The 16,497-nt window shown below is 72.0% G+C and carries 18 protein-coding genes and 1 pseudogene; 10 read left to right on the forward strand and 9 right to left on the reverse strand.

The features are described from left to right. Nucleotides 1–105 precede the first annotated feature (105 nt). From ACH4UM_RS26890 to ACH4UM_RS26915, 6 genes and pseudogenes are all read left to right on the forward strand, one after another. A complete protein-coding gene (locus ACH4UM_RS26890; protein WP_398184314.1) occupies nt 106–321 on the forward strand; it encodes a hypothetical protein in 216 nt (71 codons plus the stop codon). Nucleotides 322–371: 50 nt separating this feature from the next. Continuing rightward, on the forward strand, nt 372–590 hold the full coding sequence (locus tag ACH4UM_RS26895) for a hypothetical protein (protein ID WP_398184317.1): 219 nt from the start codon (nt 372–374) through the stop codon (nt 588–590). Nucleotides 591–767: 177 nt separating this feature from the next. Further along, nucleotides 768–2,696, forward strand: coding sequence for a hypothetical protein (locus ACH4UM_RS26900; protein ID WP_398184320.1), 1,929 nt, complete (start codon nt 768–770; stop codon nt 2,694–2,696). Nucleotides 2,697–2,836: 140 nt separating this feature from the next. After that, entirely contained in the window at nt 2,837–3,511 is a 675-nt protein-coding gene (locus ACH4UM_RS26905; RefSeq protein ID WP_398184323.1) for a hypothetical protein, read from the forward strand. A 136-nt stretch (nt 3,512–3,647) separates the two neighbouring features. Beyond that, nucleotides 3,648–4,298 (forward strand): annotated as a pseudogene (locus tag ACH4UM_RS26910) (FAD-dependent monooxygenase); the annotation flags it as partial. A 215-nt stretch (nt 4,299–4,513) separates the two neighbouring features. Continuing rightward, nucleotides 4,514–5,440: a Bax inhibitor-1/YccA family protein gene (locus tag ACH4UM_RS26915; RefSeq protein ID WP_398184326.1), complete on the forward strand. Its 927-nt coding sequence runs from the start codon at nt 4,514–4,516 to the stop codon at nt 5,438–5,440. An 85-nt stretch (nt 5,441–5,525) separates the two neighbouring features. Here ACH4UM_RS26915 and ACH4UM_RS26920 read toward each other — a convergent pair whose 3' ends face one another. Continuing rightward, nucleotides 5,526–5,753, reverse strand: coding sequence for a DUF4287 domain-containing protein (locus ACH4UM_RS26920; RefSeq protein ID WP_189708080.1), 228 nt, complete (start codon nt 5,751–5,753; stop codon nt 5,526–5,528). Nucleotides 5,754–5,854: 101 nt separating this feature from the next. On the opposite strand from ACH4UM_RS26920, the gene ACH4UM_RS26925 reads away from it, so the two are divergent. Further along, entirely contained in the window at nt 5,855–6,166 is a 312-nt protein-coding gene (locus ACH4UM_RS26925; RefSeq protein WP_398184329.1) for a hypothetical protein, read from the forward strand. Between the two features lie 60 nt (nt 6,167–6,226). Here the strand turns inward: ACH4UM_RS26925 and ACH4UM_RS26930 are convergent, their stop codons facing one another. From ACH4UM_RS26930 to ACH4UM_RS26940, 3 genes are all read right to left on the reverse strand, one after another. Beyond that, entirely contained in the window at nt 6,227–7,039 is an 813-nt protein-coding gene (locus ACH4UM_RS26930) for a hypothetical protein (protein ID WP_398184331.1), read from the reverse strand. Between the two features lie 347 nt (nt 7,040–7,386). Next, the gene (locus tag ACH4UM_RS26935) at nt 7,387–8,607 is read right to left on the reverse strand and encodes an acetyl-CoA C-acetyltransferase (protein WP_398184334.1); all 1,221 of its coding nucleotides are present in this window, start codon (nt 8,605–8,607) and stop codon (nt 7,387–7,389) included. A 162-nt stretch (nt 8,608–8,769) separates the two neighbouring features. Further along, nucleotides 8,770–9,795: an SGNH/GDSL hydrolase family protein gene (locus ACH4UM_RS26940; protein WP_398184531.1), complete on the reverse strand. Its 1,026-nt coding sequence runs from the start codon at nt 9,793–9,795 to the stop codon at nt 8,770–8,772. Between the two features lie 158 nt (nt 9,796–9,953). Here ACH4UM_RS26940 and ACH4UM_RS26945 point away from each other — a divergent pair, with 158 nt between their 5' ends. Next, nucleotides 9,954–11,345: a cystathionine beta-synthase gene (locus tag ACH4UM_RS26945; RefSeq protein WP_398184337.1), complete on the forward strand. Its 1,392-nt coding sequence runs from the start codon at nt 9,954–9,956 to the stop codon at nt 11,343–11,345. 455 nt (nt 11,346–11,800) lie between these two features. Here ACH4UM_RS26945 and ACH4UM_RS26950 read toward each other — a convergent pair whose 3' ends face one another. Beyond that, nucleotides 11,801–12,229 (reverse strand): hypothetical protein, encoded by a 429-nt coding sequence (locus ACH4UM_RS26950; protein ID WP_398184534.1) that lies wholly within the window; start codon nt 12,227–12,229, stop codon nt 11,801–11,803. Nucleotides 12,230–12,470: 241 nt separating this feature from the next. Between ACH4UM_RS26950 and ACH4UM_RS26955 the strand changes: the two genes are divergently transcribed. Continuing rightward, nucleotides 12,471–13,313, forward strand: a complete 843-nt coding sequence (locus ACH4UM_RS26955) for a MurR/RpiR family transcriptional regulator (RefSeq protein WP_398184340.1) — start codon at nt 12,471–12,473, stop codon at nt 13,311–13,313. Between the two features lie 138 nt (nt 13,314–13,451). Then, complete coding sequence (locus tag ACH4UM_RS26960; protein ID WP_398184342.1) at nt 13,452–14,045, forward strand: hypothetical protein; 594 nt, start codon at nt 13,452–13,454, stop codon at nt 14,043–14,045. A 207-nt stretch (nt 14,046–14,252) separates the two neighbouring features. On the opposite strand, the gene ACH4UM_RS26965 is transcribed toward ACH4UM_RS26960, so the two are convergent. The 4 genes from ACH4UM_RS26965 to ACH4UM_RS26980 are packed head-to-tail and all read right to left on the reverse strand — an operon-like array spanning nt 14,253 to nt 16,396. After that, nucleotides 14,253–14,627, reverse strand: a complete 375-nt coding sequence (locus tag ACH4UM_RS26965) for a hypothetical protein (protein ID WP_398184344.1) — start codon at nt 14,625–14,627, stop codon at nt 14,253–14,255. Between the two features lie 20 nt (nt 14,628–14,647). Next, the gene (locus ACH4UM_RS26970) at nt 14,648–15,151 is read right to left on the reverse strand and encodes a roadblock/LC7 domain-containing protein (RefSeq protein ID WP_398184347.1); all 504 of its coding nucleotides are present in this window, start codon (nt 15,149–15,151) and stop codon (nt 14,648–14,650) included. Between the two features lie 13 nt (nt 15,152–15,164). Further along, nucleotides 15,165–16,007 carry a transcriptional regulator gene (locus ACH4UM_RS26975; protein ID WP_398184350.1) on the reverse strand — a complete coding sequence of 281 codons (843 nt, stop codon included), beginning with the start codon at nt 16,005–16,007 and terminating at the stop codon, nt 15,165–15,167. Continuing rightward, nucleotides 16,004–16,396 (reverse strand): hypothetical protein, encoded by a 393-nt coding sequence (locus ACH4UM_RS26980; RefSeq protein ID WP_398184353.1) that lies wholly within the window; start codon nt 16,394–16,396, stop codon nt 16,004–16,006. The genes ACH4UM_RS26975 and ACH4UM_RS26980 overlap by 4 nt, the downstream gene beginning before the upstream one ends. Nucleotides 16,397–16,497 lie beyond the last annotated feature (101 nt).

A 16,497-nucleotide genomic window follows, 5' to 3' on the forward strand; every position in this document is an offset into this window, starting at 1 on the left:
AGTGTCCAATCTCGTTGGACAGCTCGTCCGACCAAGTTGGACGGAGTCCGGGGGGAACCTGACTCGGTCCGACCGGAAATGCCTATCCCTGAGGGGGAATTGATCATGATGGACGCACACGAGCTCGAGGCCGAGTCCGCGGAGCTGCTGCCGGGTCGCGAGGCCCTCGGTCGCCTGAAGTTCAGCTTCGGCAAGACCGTCAACGTCACCAAGCACGTCGCGAACATCGCGGCCAGCAACCAGTCCGCCGCCCTGAACGACCACTCGCTGTTCTCCGCGGCCGACTCCGGCGCCGGCCAGAGCATCAACGTCGTCCAGTAACACCCGCCGTCACCCGAAGCCACACCTGAACCACCGAAAGGACATCCGTCATGAGCATGGACATGCACGAGCTGGACACCGAGTCCGCGGAGCTGCTGCCGGGCCGTGAGGCCCTCGGTCGCCTGAAGTTCAGCTTCGGCAAGACCGTCAACGTCACCAAGCACGTGGCCAACATCTCGGCGCACAACGAGTCCGCCGCGCTCAACGACCACTCGGCGTTCTCCGTCGCCGAGTCGCAGGCCGTCCAGAGCATCAACGTCACGCAGTAACAGCGGCAGCGCTCGAGGCAGCGCCAGGACGACGCCACGGGGGCGGACCGCGCGGGGGGTACGGCGCGGTCCGCCCCCGGAGGCGACCCCGGGCCCGGGCAACCGGCCGGTTGCCCGGCCCCGGGGTCGCGGGGGGAGAGCGGGGAGGACGGGGGAAGACGTGGGGGGAGACCACATATGACGGTGCTCGGAGACGGGGCGCCGACGCTGCACGACACGGGCCCGGTTCCCGGGCCCGGTGGCTGGCCGGTGACCTACGAGCAGGTGGCGACGGGCACCCTGCCGGTCGTCGAACAGCGGCCGGCACCGCTCGTCCCGCGACTGAGTGCGGGACTGCGGCTGCACGGCGAGTACCAGGGGTCGGGCTTCACCGACCCCAAGTACATCGCCCGCCGGGGGGATGGGCAGGTCGTGCAGCTGTCCCGGCTGCTGTACCTCGTCGCGTCGTCCATCGACGGCGTCCGCGACGCCGAGGTCATCGCCCACCGGGTCAGCGCGCGGTTCGGGCGGGAGGTCAGCGGCGAGAACGTCCGCTATCTGGTCGAGAACAAGCTCGAACCACTCGGTGTGACGGTCCCCGAGGGCCAGGAGAGCGAGGAGGTGGACGCCCCGCGCTCCGACCTCCTGCTCGCCCTCAAGGGCCACCGGGTGATCTTCAACGAGCGCCGCACGGCGAAGATCGCCCAGATGTTCGCCTGGCTGCACCGGCCGGCCGTGGTCGTGCTGGTGCTGGCCTCGGCGGTCGTCATGGACGTCTGGCTGTTCGGCTTCTTCGGGGCGATCGAGCCGGTTCTGGAAGTCCTCGACCAGCCCGTCCTCATCCTCATCGTCTTCGTCCTCACCGTGGCCTCCCTCGTCTTCCACGAGTTCGGCCACGCCTCCGCCTGCAGATACGGCGGCGCCCACCCCGGGTGCATCGGCTGCGGGCTCTTCCTCATCTGGCCGTCGATGTACACCGACGTCACCGACGTCTACCGGATCGGGCGCGGCGGCCGGCTGCGCACCGACCTGGGCGGGGTGTACTTCAACGTCGTCTTCATGCTGGCCATGACCGGGGCGTACTTCGCCACCGGGGCGCAGTTCTTCCTGGCCACGGTCTACCTCGGGCACTTCGAGATCCTCGAGCAGCTGATGCCGGCGGTCCGGCTGGACGGCTACTACATCCTCGGCGACCTGGCCGGGGTCCCCGACCTGTACGGCAAGATCAAGCCGATCCTGCTGGGCCTGGTACCGGGGGCCAGGGGCCGGGCCGCCCGCGAGGAGGTCGCGGGGCTGAAGAAGTCGGCCCGCACGATCGTCGCCACCTGGGTGCTGACGATGGTGCCGCTGCTCGTCGGTGAACTCGGGTACGCGCTGTGGAACCTCCCGCGCATCATCGCCACCATGACGCGGTCGCTGACCGAGCAGGTCGTCGGCACCGGCTCGGCGTTCATGCACGGGCAGGTCGTCGAGGGCCTGGTCGGCCTCATCGGCTGCGTCATGCTGCTGTGTCCGATGGCGGGTGTCGTCTATCTGTCCGTGAAGCTGAGCGGGCGGATCTTCCGGGCCGCCAAGCGCTCCACGGCGGGCCGTCCGGCGCTGCGGGTGGTGGTGTGCGCGGTGGCGCTGGCCGGTCTCATGGGGCTGAGCTACGCGTGGGTCTCCGGGCTGACGCCCCGGCCGCTGCCGAAGCAGCCGCCGATCGCGCCGATTCTGCAGCCCGGGGTGTCCACGCAGGAGCCGCAGCCGCGGCAGGCGTCGACGCCGGGCGGCCCGTCGTCGGGCAACCCCTCGGACGGGGCCTCCGCGCTGCCGTCGGGGTCGGCGGGAGCGGCCGGGTCGGCGGGGCCGAGTGACGGGCCGTCGGGGAAGGCGCCGGGACTCGCGCCGGCTTCTCCGGGTGCGTCGGCCGGGGCGTCCGGGAAGCCGAGTGCCTCGCAGAAGGCGGTGCCGAGCAGCAAGGGCACGGTGGGCGAGCCGGTGCCGTCCTCGTCGTCCGGTGCGGCGGGCGGCGGGCCGGTGACGGAGCCCGTGTCCACGCCGTCGGAGAGCGTGCCGCCCTCACCCTCGGCCAGTCCTTCGCCGCCGCCGGTCAGCGAGTCACCGAGTCCGGTCGCGTCGCCCTGAGGGGCATGCCAGGTCCCCGTCCGACGGGCCACGTCCGCGGACCGGGCGCACGCCCGGCGGTGCGGGCCGGGACCGCCCGCAGCCGCGTGGCACGTACGGCCCGCGGCTACGCAACTTCTCTATCCAGCGCAGGAGATCCGATGAACAGTCATCGCAAATCACGTCCCACCGCCAGTCCGTTCACCCAACGTGCCGTCCGGATCGGGCTGTTCGCCGCCGGTGTCGCCGGGGTGGCCACCGCTGTGCCGGCGCAGGCGGCCACCGCCGCACCGCACACCGCGGTCGCCTCCGACCACGTGTTCAGCCACGCCGACCAGGCGCACCACACGCAGGCCAGGGACTCCTTCACCGTTCGCCAGTACGGCGACGTCAACGCCGCCGCAGCACGCAACCAGGCCAACGCGGTCTCCGCCGGCTGCTCGGCCGACGACGCGTGCCGTTCGGTGGCGCTGTCCTTCCAGATCGTGACGTTCGCCGGGGAGCGGACGCACCTGAACGCCGTGAACCTCAGCGACGCCGCCAACAAGCGGTGCACCGGCTGCCAGACCCTCGCCGGTGCCTACCAGTTCGTGGTGTCCACGCCCACCGCGTTCACGTTCGACGACGCCACCCAGCGGCAGCTCGCCGACATCCACAGCCGGCTCGACGAGCTGACCCGGTCCTCCCTGCCGGCCGCCGAGCTGAAGTCGCGGGTCGACGGGCTCGCCAGCGAGGTCACCGGCGTTCTGCACGACGCGGTCGCGCACGCCCCGAAGGGCGACGCGCAGCCCGCCGTTACCCTGCACCGCCACCTGGACGGCTGGCCGGGCCACTGACCGCGCCGTAGCCGTCCCTCCCCTGGGCCGGCCGCCGTGTCCGCCACCTGATCGAGCGGGCACGGCGGCCGGCCGCCTCATGGGTGGGGACACCACTGACATCGGGTGGGTGCGGGCGAAAACTCGGGGCGGGCCGGTCTGCAAGGACCTGATCGCCCGCTGCCTCGAGGAGGGCGGCCCGCTGCTGTTCCAGGCGGAGGCGCTGGCCGTGGCGGGGGCGGAGAGCGACCGCCCGTCCGTCCGGTTCCGGCACGAGGGGCGCGAGGACGTCCTCGAGTGCGACTACGTCGCCGGCTGCGACGGCTTCCGGGGCGTGTCCCGCAAGGCGGTGCCCGAGCTGGAGCGGCGCCTGGAGACCGCCGACGACTGGAGGCCTCAGCGCGGGCCCATCACCCAGAAGTCGGTGACCCCGATGCGCTCCTACGTCCACGAGCCGATGCGCCACGGCCGGCTGTTCCTCGCCGGCGACGCCGCCCACATCGTGCCGCCGACCGGGGCCAAGGGGCTGAATCTCGCCGTCGGGGACGTCGTCACCCTCGCCCCGGCGCTGGCGCACGAGAAGGAGACCGGGTCCGCCGAACTCCTGGACGCCTACTCCGCGACCTGCCTGCGGCGCGTCTGGCAGGCCGAGCGGTTCAGCCACGACATGACGACGATGCTGCACCGGGCCCCCGGGGCCACCCCCTTCGAGGAGCGCCTGCAGCTCGCTCGCCTCGACCGGATCACCTCCTCGCGGGCCGCCGAGACCGACCTCGCCGAGGGCTGCACGGGCTTCCCGATCGACTGACCGGGTGGCGGATTCGGGCCCGCTGATCTCCGGCCGGTTCCGGACGTGTCGCAGGTTGGTCATGAATGGGACCGCCCGTCGCCGGGAATCACCCGCCCGCGTAGCGTGTTCCGCAGCAGGACGAGGGAAAGATCCTTCCCAGGTACTAGGATCGACCCTTTGCCTTTCCATTACTCTTGAGCCAAGGCCGCGACGCGCGGCCATGGAGGAGTGAGATGAGGAGCAGAAACCCGGTCTTCTCGCGACGGGGGTTCAGCCGCGACAACGGCTACGCGGGCTTCAACACCGCGCCGCAGGCCGGGGGCGCCGCAGTCGGCACGCAGGGCAACCCGTACGCGCAGGGCAACCCGTATGCCCAGCCGAGTGGCAACCCCTACGCGCAGAACCCTTACGCTCAGAATGCCCACGCCCAGCAGGACCTGCAGTACGGCGCGCCGCCGCAGGCCCCGGCCACCACCGGCCGGATGACGATGGACGACGTCGTCATGCGCACCGCGTCCACGCTCGGCACGCTGATCGTCACGGCCGCGCTGGCCTGGGCGCTGCTGCCGGTGGACGACGCCCACATCAACAGGTCGTACGGCATCGGCATCGGCGCCGCGCTGATCGGCATGGTGCTGGCCTTCGTGCAGTCCTTCAAGCGCAAGGCCTCGCCCGCGCTGATCCTGACCTACGCGGCGTTCGAGGGCGTCTTCCTCGGCGTCGTCTCCAGCATCGTCGACACCCGCATCGCCAGCGGCGCGGCCATGCAGGCCGTGATCGGCACGATGGCGGTCTTCGCCGCCGTGCTGCTCGCCTACAAGGCCGGCTGGATCCGCGTCAACCGACGCTTCTACGGCTTCGTGATGGCCGCCGCGCTCGGCTTCGTCCTGCTCATGGCGGTGAACCTGCTGTTCGCGGTGTTCGGCGGCGGTGACGGCCTCGGCTTCCGCAGCGGTGGCCTCGGCATCTTCTTCGGCGTCGTCGGCATCATCCTCGGCGCCTGCTTCCTCGCCCTGGACTTCAAGCAGGTCGAGGACGGCATCGCCTACGGCGCGCCGCGCGAGGAGGCCTGGCTCGCCGCCTTCGGCCTCACGCTGACGCTGGTGTGGATCTACATGGAGTTCCTGCGGATCATCGCGATCCTCAACCAGAGCGACTGACCCACCGGCGCCGGCCGAACGGACCATATGCAAGGGCCCCGGGTTCCACCCGGGGCCCTTGCATACGCTCGGCGCTGCTCCACGCCTAGAGCAGCTTGCGCGCGGCCCTCCTCAGGTCGTACTCGTGGATGATCGCTTTGGCGTGGCCGTACGCAAGGTTGTGCTCATGGCGGAGCCAGCTGAGCCTCTCCTCGAAGCAGAGTGCGGGGCCTTCCTCTACGGTGCGCAACCAGTCGGCGACCTCACGACCGGTGCAGTGGGGGATGCGGGCGAGCAGATTGCGATGGGTCTCTTCGGAGAAGACTTGGGACATCGGCGCCTCCGGACGCGATCGATGAAGCCGGTCCTTCACGTCACCGTGCCTGAGGGTTGGCGTATTGGCAACAGTCCTGCTGCGACGCGTAGTCTCGCGGCGTGGTTGACACGACATCTCTGACCCGGGCAGTGGATCACTTCGCCGACCGTCTCAGGGCGGCGCCGCAGAGCCGGCTGCAGCGGGCGGCCGCTGCGGAGGCGCTGGCGCTGGCCAGGGAGTTCGCCCGGCGGGCCCAGTTGCTGGAGACACCCGGGGCCGAGCCGCGCGAGATGCCGGACGCCGGAATGTTCGCCGCAGCCGACCAGGTCACCGTGGCAGGGCACGACCTGGCGCTCGTACTGAAGAGCGAGGCCGAGGTGGAGGAGGCGGTCCGGCTCGTGGAGGAGGCGCAGAAGCGCGCCGGGGTGTGAGACCCGGTCCGTTCACCACCGTCCGGCGCGTGCGCCGCTCCGTCCGGGCGTGACCCTTCGCTAGAGCGAGGCGATGACCCGGTCCGCCAGGATGTACACGTTCTCCTCGCCGCAGGCGAAGGTGAGCGTGTAGGCGCCGGAGATGCCCGAGCCGCCCAGCAGCACCGGGGACTCGCCCGCACGCAGGGCGGCGGTCAGGCGCTCCGCGGTCTCGCGGTGGCCCGGGGTCATGCACAGGGTCGTGCCGTCGGCGAAGACGTAGACGTCGAGGGTGCCTAGCGGGCCCGGACGGACGTCGGCCAGCTCCACGCGGGACTCGGCCAGCTCCTCCAGTGCGGCGACCGTGCGCTCGTGGTCGCCCACGACCGGGGACGGGTGCGGGGTGAAGTCCGGGTGCGAGGGGTGGCGGCGGCGGGCCGCGGCCAGCTCCGGGGACTCACCGGCGGCGTTGCCCTGGACGCAGTCCTTGCCGGAGAACTCGTCGGCCTCCGGGCCGGGCTCGGTCACCGGCTCCAGGGGCTCCAGGCCGGCGAAGTCGGCCTGGCGGGGCAGGAAGAGCTCACTGTCGGGCAGACCGAGCAGGGAGGGTGCGTCGGCGGCGTCCCGGGCCTCCTGGGCGGCCCAGAACGCCCGGGCCTCGGCGAGCTCCCGCTCCCGCTCCTCGGCGAGTGCCTGGACCACGGCCGCGCGTATCTGGTCGGCGTCCGCATGGCTGCGGGCGGCGGGCAGCAGGGCGCGCGCGGTGGCGGCGTTGTTCTCGGCGAGCTGGGTGTGCAGGGCCGCGACCTGGCGCCGCAGCACCAGGAGGGTGCGCAGGACGGCGACGCCCACGGCGCCGGTGGCGGCCGTGGTGAGCAGCAAAGCGATGGGCATGGCGCTCACTGACGTACTCCCGGGTTCAAGGTCGACCCCCGACTTCCTACATCAGCTTGAAGGGCGGACTATCCAGCTGTCAGTGCGTAACGTCACGAAACGGACAGGAAAGTTGCCCCGGGGCTTCCTGGTGAATCAGTTCTGACCTGCGTAAATCCCCTCCCGAAGGAGATAGGTCACATCCTGGGGGAGATTGGATCACAAAACGGCCCGGAAGCCAGGTGTTTCTTGGATTCCGGGCCGTTCGCTCACACTGCGTGGTAAAGCGGACACTGACGGTCCCTCAAGTCGCCTCAGTGGCGGGGTGTGTCAGCTGTGGCGAGACGGGACAACTGTGACGAAACGCGTCAGCTGAGGCGCTCGATGACCATCGCCATGCCCTGACCGCCGCCGACACACATCGTCTCCAGGCCGAACTGCTTGTCGTGGAACTGGAGGGAGTTGATCAGCGTGCCGGTGATGCGGGCGCCGGTCATGCCGAAGGGGTGCCCCACGGCGATGGCGCCGCCGTTGACGTTCAGCTTGTCGAGGTCGATGCCGAGGTCGCGGTAGGAGGGGATCACCTGGGCGGCGAACGCCTCGTTGATCTCGACCAGGTCGATGTCCTCGATCGTCAGGCCGGCGCGGCGCAGCGCCTGCTGGGACGCCTCGACCGGGCCGAGGCCCATGATCTCCGGGGAGAGGCCGGAGACGCCGGTGGAGACGATCCGGGCGAGCGGGGTCAGGCCGAGCTCGCGGGCCTTGGTGTCGGACATGATGACGACCGCGGCGGCGCCGTCGTTGAGCGGGCAGCAGTTGGCGGCGGTCACCATGCCGTCGGGGCGGAAGACCGGCTTGAGCCCGGCGACGCCCTCCATGCTCACGCCGGCGCGCGGGCCGTCGTCCTTGGCGACGACGGAGCCGTCGGGCAGCGTCACCGGGGTGATCTCCCGCTCCCAGAAGCCGTTCTTGATGGCCTCCTCGGCGAGGTTCTGCGAGCGGACGCCGAATTCGTCCATCTCCTGGCGGGTGACGCCCTTCCAGCGGGCGAGGTTCTCGGCGGTCTGGCCCATCGCGATGTAGGCGTCGGGGATCAGGCCGTCCTCGCGCGGGTCGTGCCAGGTGCTGCCCTCCTGCTCGGCGACGGCGGCGGTACGGGCCTCCGCCTCGGCGAACAGCGGGTTGTGCGTGTCCGGGAGGCTGTCGGAGTTGCCCTTGACGAAGCGCGAGACCGTCTCGACACCGGCCGAGATGAACACGTCGCCCTCGCCGGCCTTGATGGCGTGCAGGGCCATGCGGGAGGTCTGGAGCGAGGAGGAGCAGTAACGGGTGATCGTGCAGCCGGGCAGGTGGTCCATGCCCATCTGCACGGCGACGACGCGGCCGAGGTTGTTGCCCTGCTCGCCGCCGGGGAGGCCGCAGCCGAGCATCAGGTCGTCGATGTCCCGCGGGTCCAGCTCGGGAACCTTGGCGAGCGCCGCCTGGATGATGGTGGCGGTGAGATCGTCCGGGCGAAGGTCCTTGAGGGAGCCCTTGAAGGCGCGGCCGATGGGGGAGCGGGCGGTCGAGACGATGACGGCTTCGGGCATCACGGCTCCAGTGGCGAACGGTCGAGACGGGTGAGCAGGACTCCTTGGGAAGTTACCCGTACGTATGAGCGGGGTCACGGGTATGGCGGTGTGATCCTGACCGCAACTTTCTAAGCGCTTGCTTTGTCCTCCCCGGTGGGCTGCGGCCGGGCCCGCCCACCCCTACGCCGACGGAGTCGCCGGCGCCGGCTGAGGCTCCGGCACCCGGCGCCGCCGCCGCCGCTTGAGCAGTGCCCACGGCCCCCGCGGCCCCGTCGGCATCGCGGCCGTGACCTCCGTACCCGCCTCCGAAGCGGCCTCCGCCGCCGCCCGCGCCACCGGCAGGAACCCCTCCCGCCGCGACACGTCCGGACGCTCCTCCTCCGCCGGCCACAGCCCCAGCGCCGCGCACACCGTCGGCAGCACCGCCATCGCCGCCGTGGCGTAACCCTCCGCGGAGGGGTGGTAGTTGTCCGGGCCGAACAGCTCCCGCGGATTCGCCGCGAACTCCGGGCCCAGCAGGTCCCCCAGCGACACCGTGCGGCCCCCCTGCTCCACCACCCCGATCGTCTGTGCGGCCGCCAGCTGCCGCGAGGCCCGCCGGGCCAGCCACCGCAACGGCTGCTGGACCGGCTCGATCGTGCCCAGGTCCGGACAGGTCCCGACCACCACCTCCGCACCCGCCGTACGCAGCCGGCGCACCGCCGCCGACAGATGGCGCACCGAGCGGGTCGGCGGCATCCGGTGCGTCACGTCGTTCGCGCCGATCATGATCACGCAGATGTCCGGCGGCTGCGCCGGATCGGCGAGCACCAGCGCCAACTGGCGGTCCAGATCGTCGGACTGCGCGCCGGGCAGCGCCACGTTCCGCAGCCGCACCGGACGCTCCGCCACCGCGGCCAGCCCCGACGCGAGCAGCGCCCCCGGAGTCTGCCCGGCCCGGTGCACGCCCTGCCCCGCGGCCGTGGAGTCGCCGAGCAGCATCAGCCGCAGGGCGGGCTCGCCGGGGGTCTCGTACCCATGGCCGTACAGTCCATTGGCGAGCGGCACATGGTTGTCCGTGCCGTTGCCCACATGACGTTTGGCCATCTGCACCTCGGCCAGCAGCAGACCGACGGCGGCCGCTCCGGCCAAGCCGAGCCCCCCGCCCCCGTACGCGGCGCCGGCCGCGATCCGCCGGGCCACCCGCGCCCTCGACATGCTCGTCATGCCCGCCGCCACCTCCTCGTAGCCGTACATCCACTCCTTGCCCCGTACCGACCGTCGTCCAATCTCGACGGGGAGTGAACACCCGGCCCCGGCGCCCCCCTGGCCTTAGGCTGGCGGAACCACCACGACCACCCCTTTTGCAGCAACCGGAGACAACGGTGCAATTCCACGACTCGATGATCAGCCTCGTCGGCAACACCCCGCTGGTGCGGCTCAACAACGTCACCAAGGGCATCAAGGCGACCGTCCTGGCCAAGGTCGAGTACTTCAACCCCGGCGGCTCCGTGAAGGACCGCATCGCCCTGCGCATGATCGAGGCGGCGGAGCAGAGCGGGGAGCTCGAGCCGGGCGGGACGATCGTCGAGCCGACCAGTGGCAACACCGGCGTCGGCCTGGCCATCGTGGCCCAGCAGAAGGGCTACAAGTGCATCTTCGTGTGCCCGGACAAGGTCTCCACCGACAAGATCAACGTGCTGCGCGCGTACGGGGCGGAAGTGGTGGTGTGCCCGACGGCCGTGGCGCCGGAGCACCCGGACTCGTACTACAACGTCTCCGACCGCCTGGTCCGTGAGACGCCGGGCGCCTGGAAGCCCGACCAGTACTCCAACCCCAACAACCCCCTGTCGCACTATCACTCCACCGGTCCCGAGCTGTGGGAGCAGACCGAGGGGAAGATCACCCACTTCGTGGCGGGCGTCGGCACCGGCGGCACCATCTCCGGCACCGGCCGCTACCTGAAGGACGTCAGCGACGGCAGGGTCAGGGTCGTCGGCGCCGATCCCGAGGGGTCGGTCTACTCCGGCGGTTCCGGCCGCCCCTACCTCGTCGAGGGCGTCGGCGAGGACTTCTGGCCGACCGCCTACGACCGGACGGTCGCCGACGAGATCGTCGCCGTCTCCGACAAGGACTCCTTCCAGATGACCCGCCGCCTGGCCAAGGAGGAGGGCCTCCTGGTCGGCGGCTCCTGCGGCATGGCCGTCGTCGCCGCCCTGCGGGTCGCCGAACGTCTCGGCCCGGACGACGTCGTGGTGGTCCTGCTGCCGGACAGCGGGCGCGGCTACCTCAGCAAGATCTTCAACGACGAGTGGATGGCCGACTACGGCTTCCTCGAGGACGAGGGCCCCAGCGCCCGCGTCGCCGACGTGCTGAACGACAAGGAGGGCGGCTCCATCCCCTCCCTCGTCCACATGCACCCGGACGAGACCGTCGGCGAGGCCATCGAGGTGCTGCGCGAGTACGGCGTCTCGCAGATGCCGATCGTGAAGCCGGGCGCCGGCCACCCGGACGTCATGGCGGCCGAGGTCGTCGGGTCCGTGGTCGAACGGGAGCTGCTGGACGCGCTGTTCACCAAGCGGGCCTCGCTGGAGGACCCGCTGGAGAAGCACATGTCCGCCCCGCTGCCGCAGGTCGGCTCGGGCGAGCCGGTCGCCGACCTCATGTCCGTGCTCGGTGTGGCGGACGCGGCGATCGTGCTGGTGGAGGGCAAGCCGACCGGTGTGGTCAGCCGGCAGGACCTGCTCGCCTTCCTGGCCAAGGGCGGAAAGCAGTAGAGCCGTGGCGGACATGCGCCGAACCCGGTGTGTCCGCGGGGAACTTGCGGTGACCTCCGGCTGAGGAGGAGACACGGAAGTGGTACGAGCGTGTCACGTTGCCGCAGCACCCGCTTAACACGGGTCCGGCACATTGGTGGGTGTCGGAAGGGGTGTTGGGGTACCTCCCAGGCGTCAAGCACTGGGGGAGGCTCCCCGCCCCGGCCGGCGCCGAACGGCGCCAAGGACCTCCGGAGCGGCTCCCGGACCTCCATGGACGCCACGGACGCGCAAGCCCGGCCCTGACCCGGCCCGCGTCCCTCGCGGGGACCGCCGTCGTCCCGCCCCCCGGCAACGGGGGTGCGGCGGTCCCCGCGCACACCCTTTCGCGCCATGAGCCGGCGCCGCTCTCGCGGACACGGCTGCCCGCCGTCCTGGTTCCCCGGTCGGCGGTGGCGGCAGTCGCCGTCTTCGTTTCAGCTCTCCCGGTCGCCGTCCTGAGCGGAACGGCGGCGCCGGCCGGTGAAGAGGTCCGGGTTGGCGCGTGCGGCCTGGACGACGTTGACACCGACGATGCCGGCCCAGGCGGCGAAGAGGCCGGGCAGGTGGCACAGGGCGCCGCCGATCGCGGACAGCGGGACGGCCAGCACCAGCGAGACGATGCCGAAGCCGAAGCGCTCCCCCCAGGAGTCGGTGGCCCTCGGCGAGCGGGCGTCCCGGGCAACCGTCATCTGCTGCTCGGCCAGCTGCCGGCGCACCCGGCGCTCGACGGTGCCGTCGATGCGCTGGTCGATCCGCTCCAGGAACGAGTCGACCAGCGAGGACTCGTACTCCTCGCCCAGTTCCCTGCGAGCCTGCAGGGTGGCGTCGAGTTCCTTCTTCAGGTCGGCATCTGGCGCGTTCATACCCGTCATGCCGACCAGGCTAGGGAGCGGGGGAGCCGGCCGCACTGGGGACAGCCCCCCTGTTCCGCGGGGGCGGGCCCGCGCCGGCCCTCGTCGGCGTCACCGGGGCGGCGGTCCGCGACACCCGGCTGTGCCCTTGCCCCGCCTGCATGACTTCATGCAGAGTTCATAGTGACTGAATAGGAACTGGTCGGGGGGTACTCTCCCGGGGCGTCGACGACTTCTGGAGGGGGAGCACGTCATGAGCCTGACCGACAGCCCTGCCGCCCGGCTGCAGGAGCTCTTCGAGGGGCACCGGCTCACGCCGACCCAGCGGCGCATCGCGCACAGCATGGTGCGGCGGGCCGCCGACGTGCCCTTCCTGTCGAGCGTGGAGCTGGCCGAGCTGGCCGGGGTCAGCCAGCCGTCGGTGACCCGCTTCGCGGTCGCGCTGGGCTTCGACGGCTATCCGGCGCTGCGCCGGCACCTGCGCGAGGTCGCGCCCGCCGAACCGGCGGCCCAGGCGGCCTCGTACAACGAGTACCAGCAGGCCGTCGAGGCCGAGATCGAGAACCTCAGGCATCTGGCGGAGGCGCTCGCCGACCCGCGGCCGGTGCAGAGGGCGGGCCGGGTCCTGGCCGCCTCCCGTCCGCTGCCCGTGCTGGGCCTGCGGGCCGCGGCCTCCCAGGCGTACGGCTTCGCGTACTTCGCGGGCAAGGTCCACCCGGACGTACGGCTGCTCAACGAGGGCGGCACGATGATCCAGGACCGCATCGACGGCGCCGTACGGGCCGGTGCCTCGGCGCTGCTGTGCTTCGCGCTGCCGCGGCACCCGCGCGAGGTCGTCGACACGCTCGGCTATGCCCGGGACGCGGGGCTGACCGTCGTCACGGTCGCGGACTCGGCCTTCGCGCCGGTCGCCAAGTGCTCGGACCTGCTGCTGCCCGCGGCCGTGGGCACCGGGCTGGCCTTCGACACCGCCTGTGCGCCGATGCTGCTGGGGCGGGTGCTTCTGGAGGCCATGTGCGACCACCTGCCGGACGCGCAGGCACGGCTGGAGGAGTTCGACGTCACGGCGGCCGCCCGGGGGCTGTTCGTGGAGTGAGCGCCCGTGCCCGCCGCACCAGGTGCGCCGGCCCCGCCGGATGCGCGTGCCGCGCCGCGTGTTCTCAGACTCGTCTCACCAACGCTCGCTAGCCTGCCCGCCCGGACGCAGGTGTGCCGAAGTGATGAGGAGGCGGTCGTGGCACGCGGAGGGCGCGGAGGTCAGGGGCTGGCCCGGGTGGCCGTGGTCGTACGGGCCGGAGCGGCGCCGCTGTGGTGGCTCGGGGTGCTCGCGGCGGGGATCGGTGTGCTGGTGCCGGGGCTGACCGGGCGCCGGATCGGGGTCCTGGCGGGGGCCGCGCTGTTCCTGGTGACCGCGGCCGGCGTGGCGTGCGTGCGCCGCCGGCGCTATGCCGCCCTCGCGCACGGGGCCGCCCGCGCCGGACGGCACGACGTCCTCCAGGACCGCGCGGTCAGTGTCCGCGCCTGGCGCCGGGGGCACCGCTGGTGGCTGCTGCTGGCCTTCGTGGCGGCGCTGGGCGGTTCCTTCGCGCTGCCGGCGGCCGGTGGCATGCTGCTGGCCGGCGCCGGGACCGGGCTGCGGCTGAAGGCCGCCTGGCTGGGGCGGCGGGAGCGGGCCGGTGACGCGCTGCTGTGGGTGCGGGTGGACTGGCTGGACGGGCGCGGCGGACGTCCAGCGGGCAGGCCGGTGAAGGCCTTCCGCAGCACGGGCATCGCGGCAGGCGACGCGGCCCCGGGCGGGGCGCGTCGCCGTACCGCGGCGCTCGTCTAGCGCTGCGACCGGAAGGGTTCACCGGCTCGCGACGCCCGGCACGGCACCTCGCCGCGTTGTCGGCTCACCCGAGTACGTCCAGTACGCGGGCGACGCTCCGCCTTGCGATGCACCGCACCGGACGCCGCGGGCTCTCCGGCAAACCCTTCCGGCCACAGCACTGGCGGGGCCGGCCGACGGGGGTGGAAAGCCGGCCCGGGGAGGGGATCAGACCTCCAGGTCCTCCTCGATCTTCTTGAGCTGGTGGCGGGCCATGGCCAGGTTGGCCCGTTTGGCGTCCAGCGCGAGGTAGAGGAAGAGGCCGTTGCCGCCGCGGCCGCTGATCAGGCGGATCAGGTGGTACTGGTCGGACAGGGTGATCAGGATGTCCTCGATCTGTCCCTTCAGGCCGAGGTGTTCCATGGTGCGCATCTTGGACCTGACGACGTCGGTGTTGCCGGCGGCGGCGACGTTCAGGTCGAATGTCTTGCTGCCGCCCATCGTGCCCAGCGCCATGCCGCTGGTGTAGTCGACGAGCGCGACGCCGGTCGCGCCCTCGATGGAGGCGAGGCATTCCTTCAAGCATGTCTCGGTGTTGGCCATGGCCGGGTCTCCTTGTTCTCTCAACTTTCGGTGGTGGAAGGCGCGTTGGTGCCCGTAGGGCGGGGCGCGCGCGTGGTTCTGGTCCGTGGGGTGGTGGTCCTGGCCGCCGGTTTCGCGGCCCTCGCCGACGCCCTGCCAAGGCCCCGGTCCGTCGCATCGGCGTCGACCAGCTCGCCGATGCGGGTGCCGGCCCGGCGGCCCTCCAGGTGCAGACGGCCGACGTTGACGCGGTCCTGGGCGAGCAGCGTCAGCACGGCGGTACGGCCCGCCGCGTAGGTGGCGACATAGCCGTAGACGCCGCGCACCAGCAGTTCGCGCAGCTCGCCCTGGCCGGTCACGTCCGCCATGCGTACCGCGACGCCGAGTGCGGTCGCGGTGAGGGCCGCCACGCTCTCCGGCTCCACGCCAGGGGTGTCGTGGGCCAGGACGAGGCCGTCGACACTCGCGGCGAGTGCGCCGGTGAGCTGCGGGACGCGGGCCCGCAGCCGGCGGAGCTCGTCGAGGATTTCGGGCTCGGCTGCCATCCGGTGTCTCCTCTCAAAGGGCCTCCAGCGCATCCCTGAGCCTCTTCAGCAACGTGACGTGGGGGTCGGTGGTGTGTGCCAGCCGGTCGGCCAGGCTGGGGGCCGGTGCGGTCTCCACGTACACCGGTTCGGGCGCCCGCTGTGGTGCCACGAGGCCCGCGGCCACCAGGCGCCGGACGTCCACCAGGGTGTGGAACGCCTGGCGGCCCAGGTCGCGGGCCAGTTCCGTGGCCGTGCTCATGCCGTCGATCCGGTCAAGGAGCGTGAGCTGGCGGACCGTGAGCTTCGGCGCCGCCGTCGCGTACGTCCGTACCAGCGGGGCGCTGTCCGGTGCCGGGTCGGGCCAGATGCGGTCCAGCAGGTCGCGGCGGCGGATTGTCTCGCGCTCCAGGACGGAGACCGGGACCGGCAGTACGGGGCCGAGCCGGTGGGCGACGCCGTAGCGGAAGCGGCCCGGGGTGCTGCTCGGGGCGAGCGCGAAGTAGGCGGCGTCGTAGAGTGCGCCCAGGTGGCTCAGCTGGAGCGCGCCCTCGGTCAGATGGCCGCCGTCCAGCAGGAGGCGCGCGGCGCCGTGCCGGTCGTCGGCGCGCAGGACGGCGTCCTGCCAGAGCTCGGCGCGCAGCGTGCCGTGCGCGGTCAGCAGGATGTCCAGGCCGGGGGCCAGCGGGCTCTCGGCGTGCACCACGTGGCCCTCGTCCAGGTAGAGGGTGCCGCGCTCGCGGACCAGGACGCCGGTGGCCTCTTCGGCGGCGAGCCGGGTCAGCATCGGCGAGACGCCGCCCCAGGTCCGCTCCGCGGCGGCCGCTCTGTTCCGCACCGGCAGCTGGGGCGGGGGAGGGGTGTCGACCACGGTCATCCCAGCACCAGCCGCTCGGCCATCTCGCCCATCCGTATCCGGGCCAGGGCGAGGTTGCCCTCCGCGCGGGCCAGCCACAGGTGCAGGAAGACGCTGCTGTCGAAGGAGGTGTCCACGAACCGCAGCAGATGGTAGCTGTCCCGGTTGCTGACGATCAGGTCCTCCACCGGGGGCCGCTCGCCGCCGGGGTCGTCGGCGGAGGCGAACGCCCCGTGCTCGGCGGCCAGCCGGGCCAGTTCGGCAGCCTCCGCCGCGGTGGTCTCGTGGTCGCCGCCCGGGGACTCCCCGACAGTGCCCAGGGCAAGTCCGCTCGTCCAGTCGACCAGCGCGGCGCCTCTCGCACCGGGCAGCCGCATGGCTTCCAGTAGGCACTCGTCGATTCCGGGCACCGTTGTTCCCCTCCCGCCTGGGGTTCGGCTGAGTGATGCCGACGCTACGCACCGTGTGCGCAAGGAGCGAGGGTTACGGCATTTTCCGGTGGAACATGCGA

Source organism: Streptomyces sp. NPDC020801, from assembly GCF_044334385.1.
GTDB lineage: Bacteria > Actinomycetota > Actinomycetes > Streptomycetales > Streptomycetaceae > Streptomyces.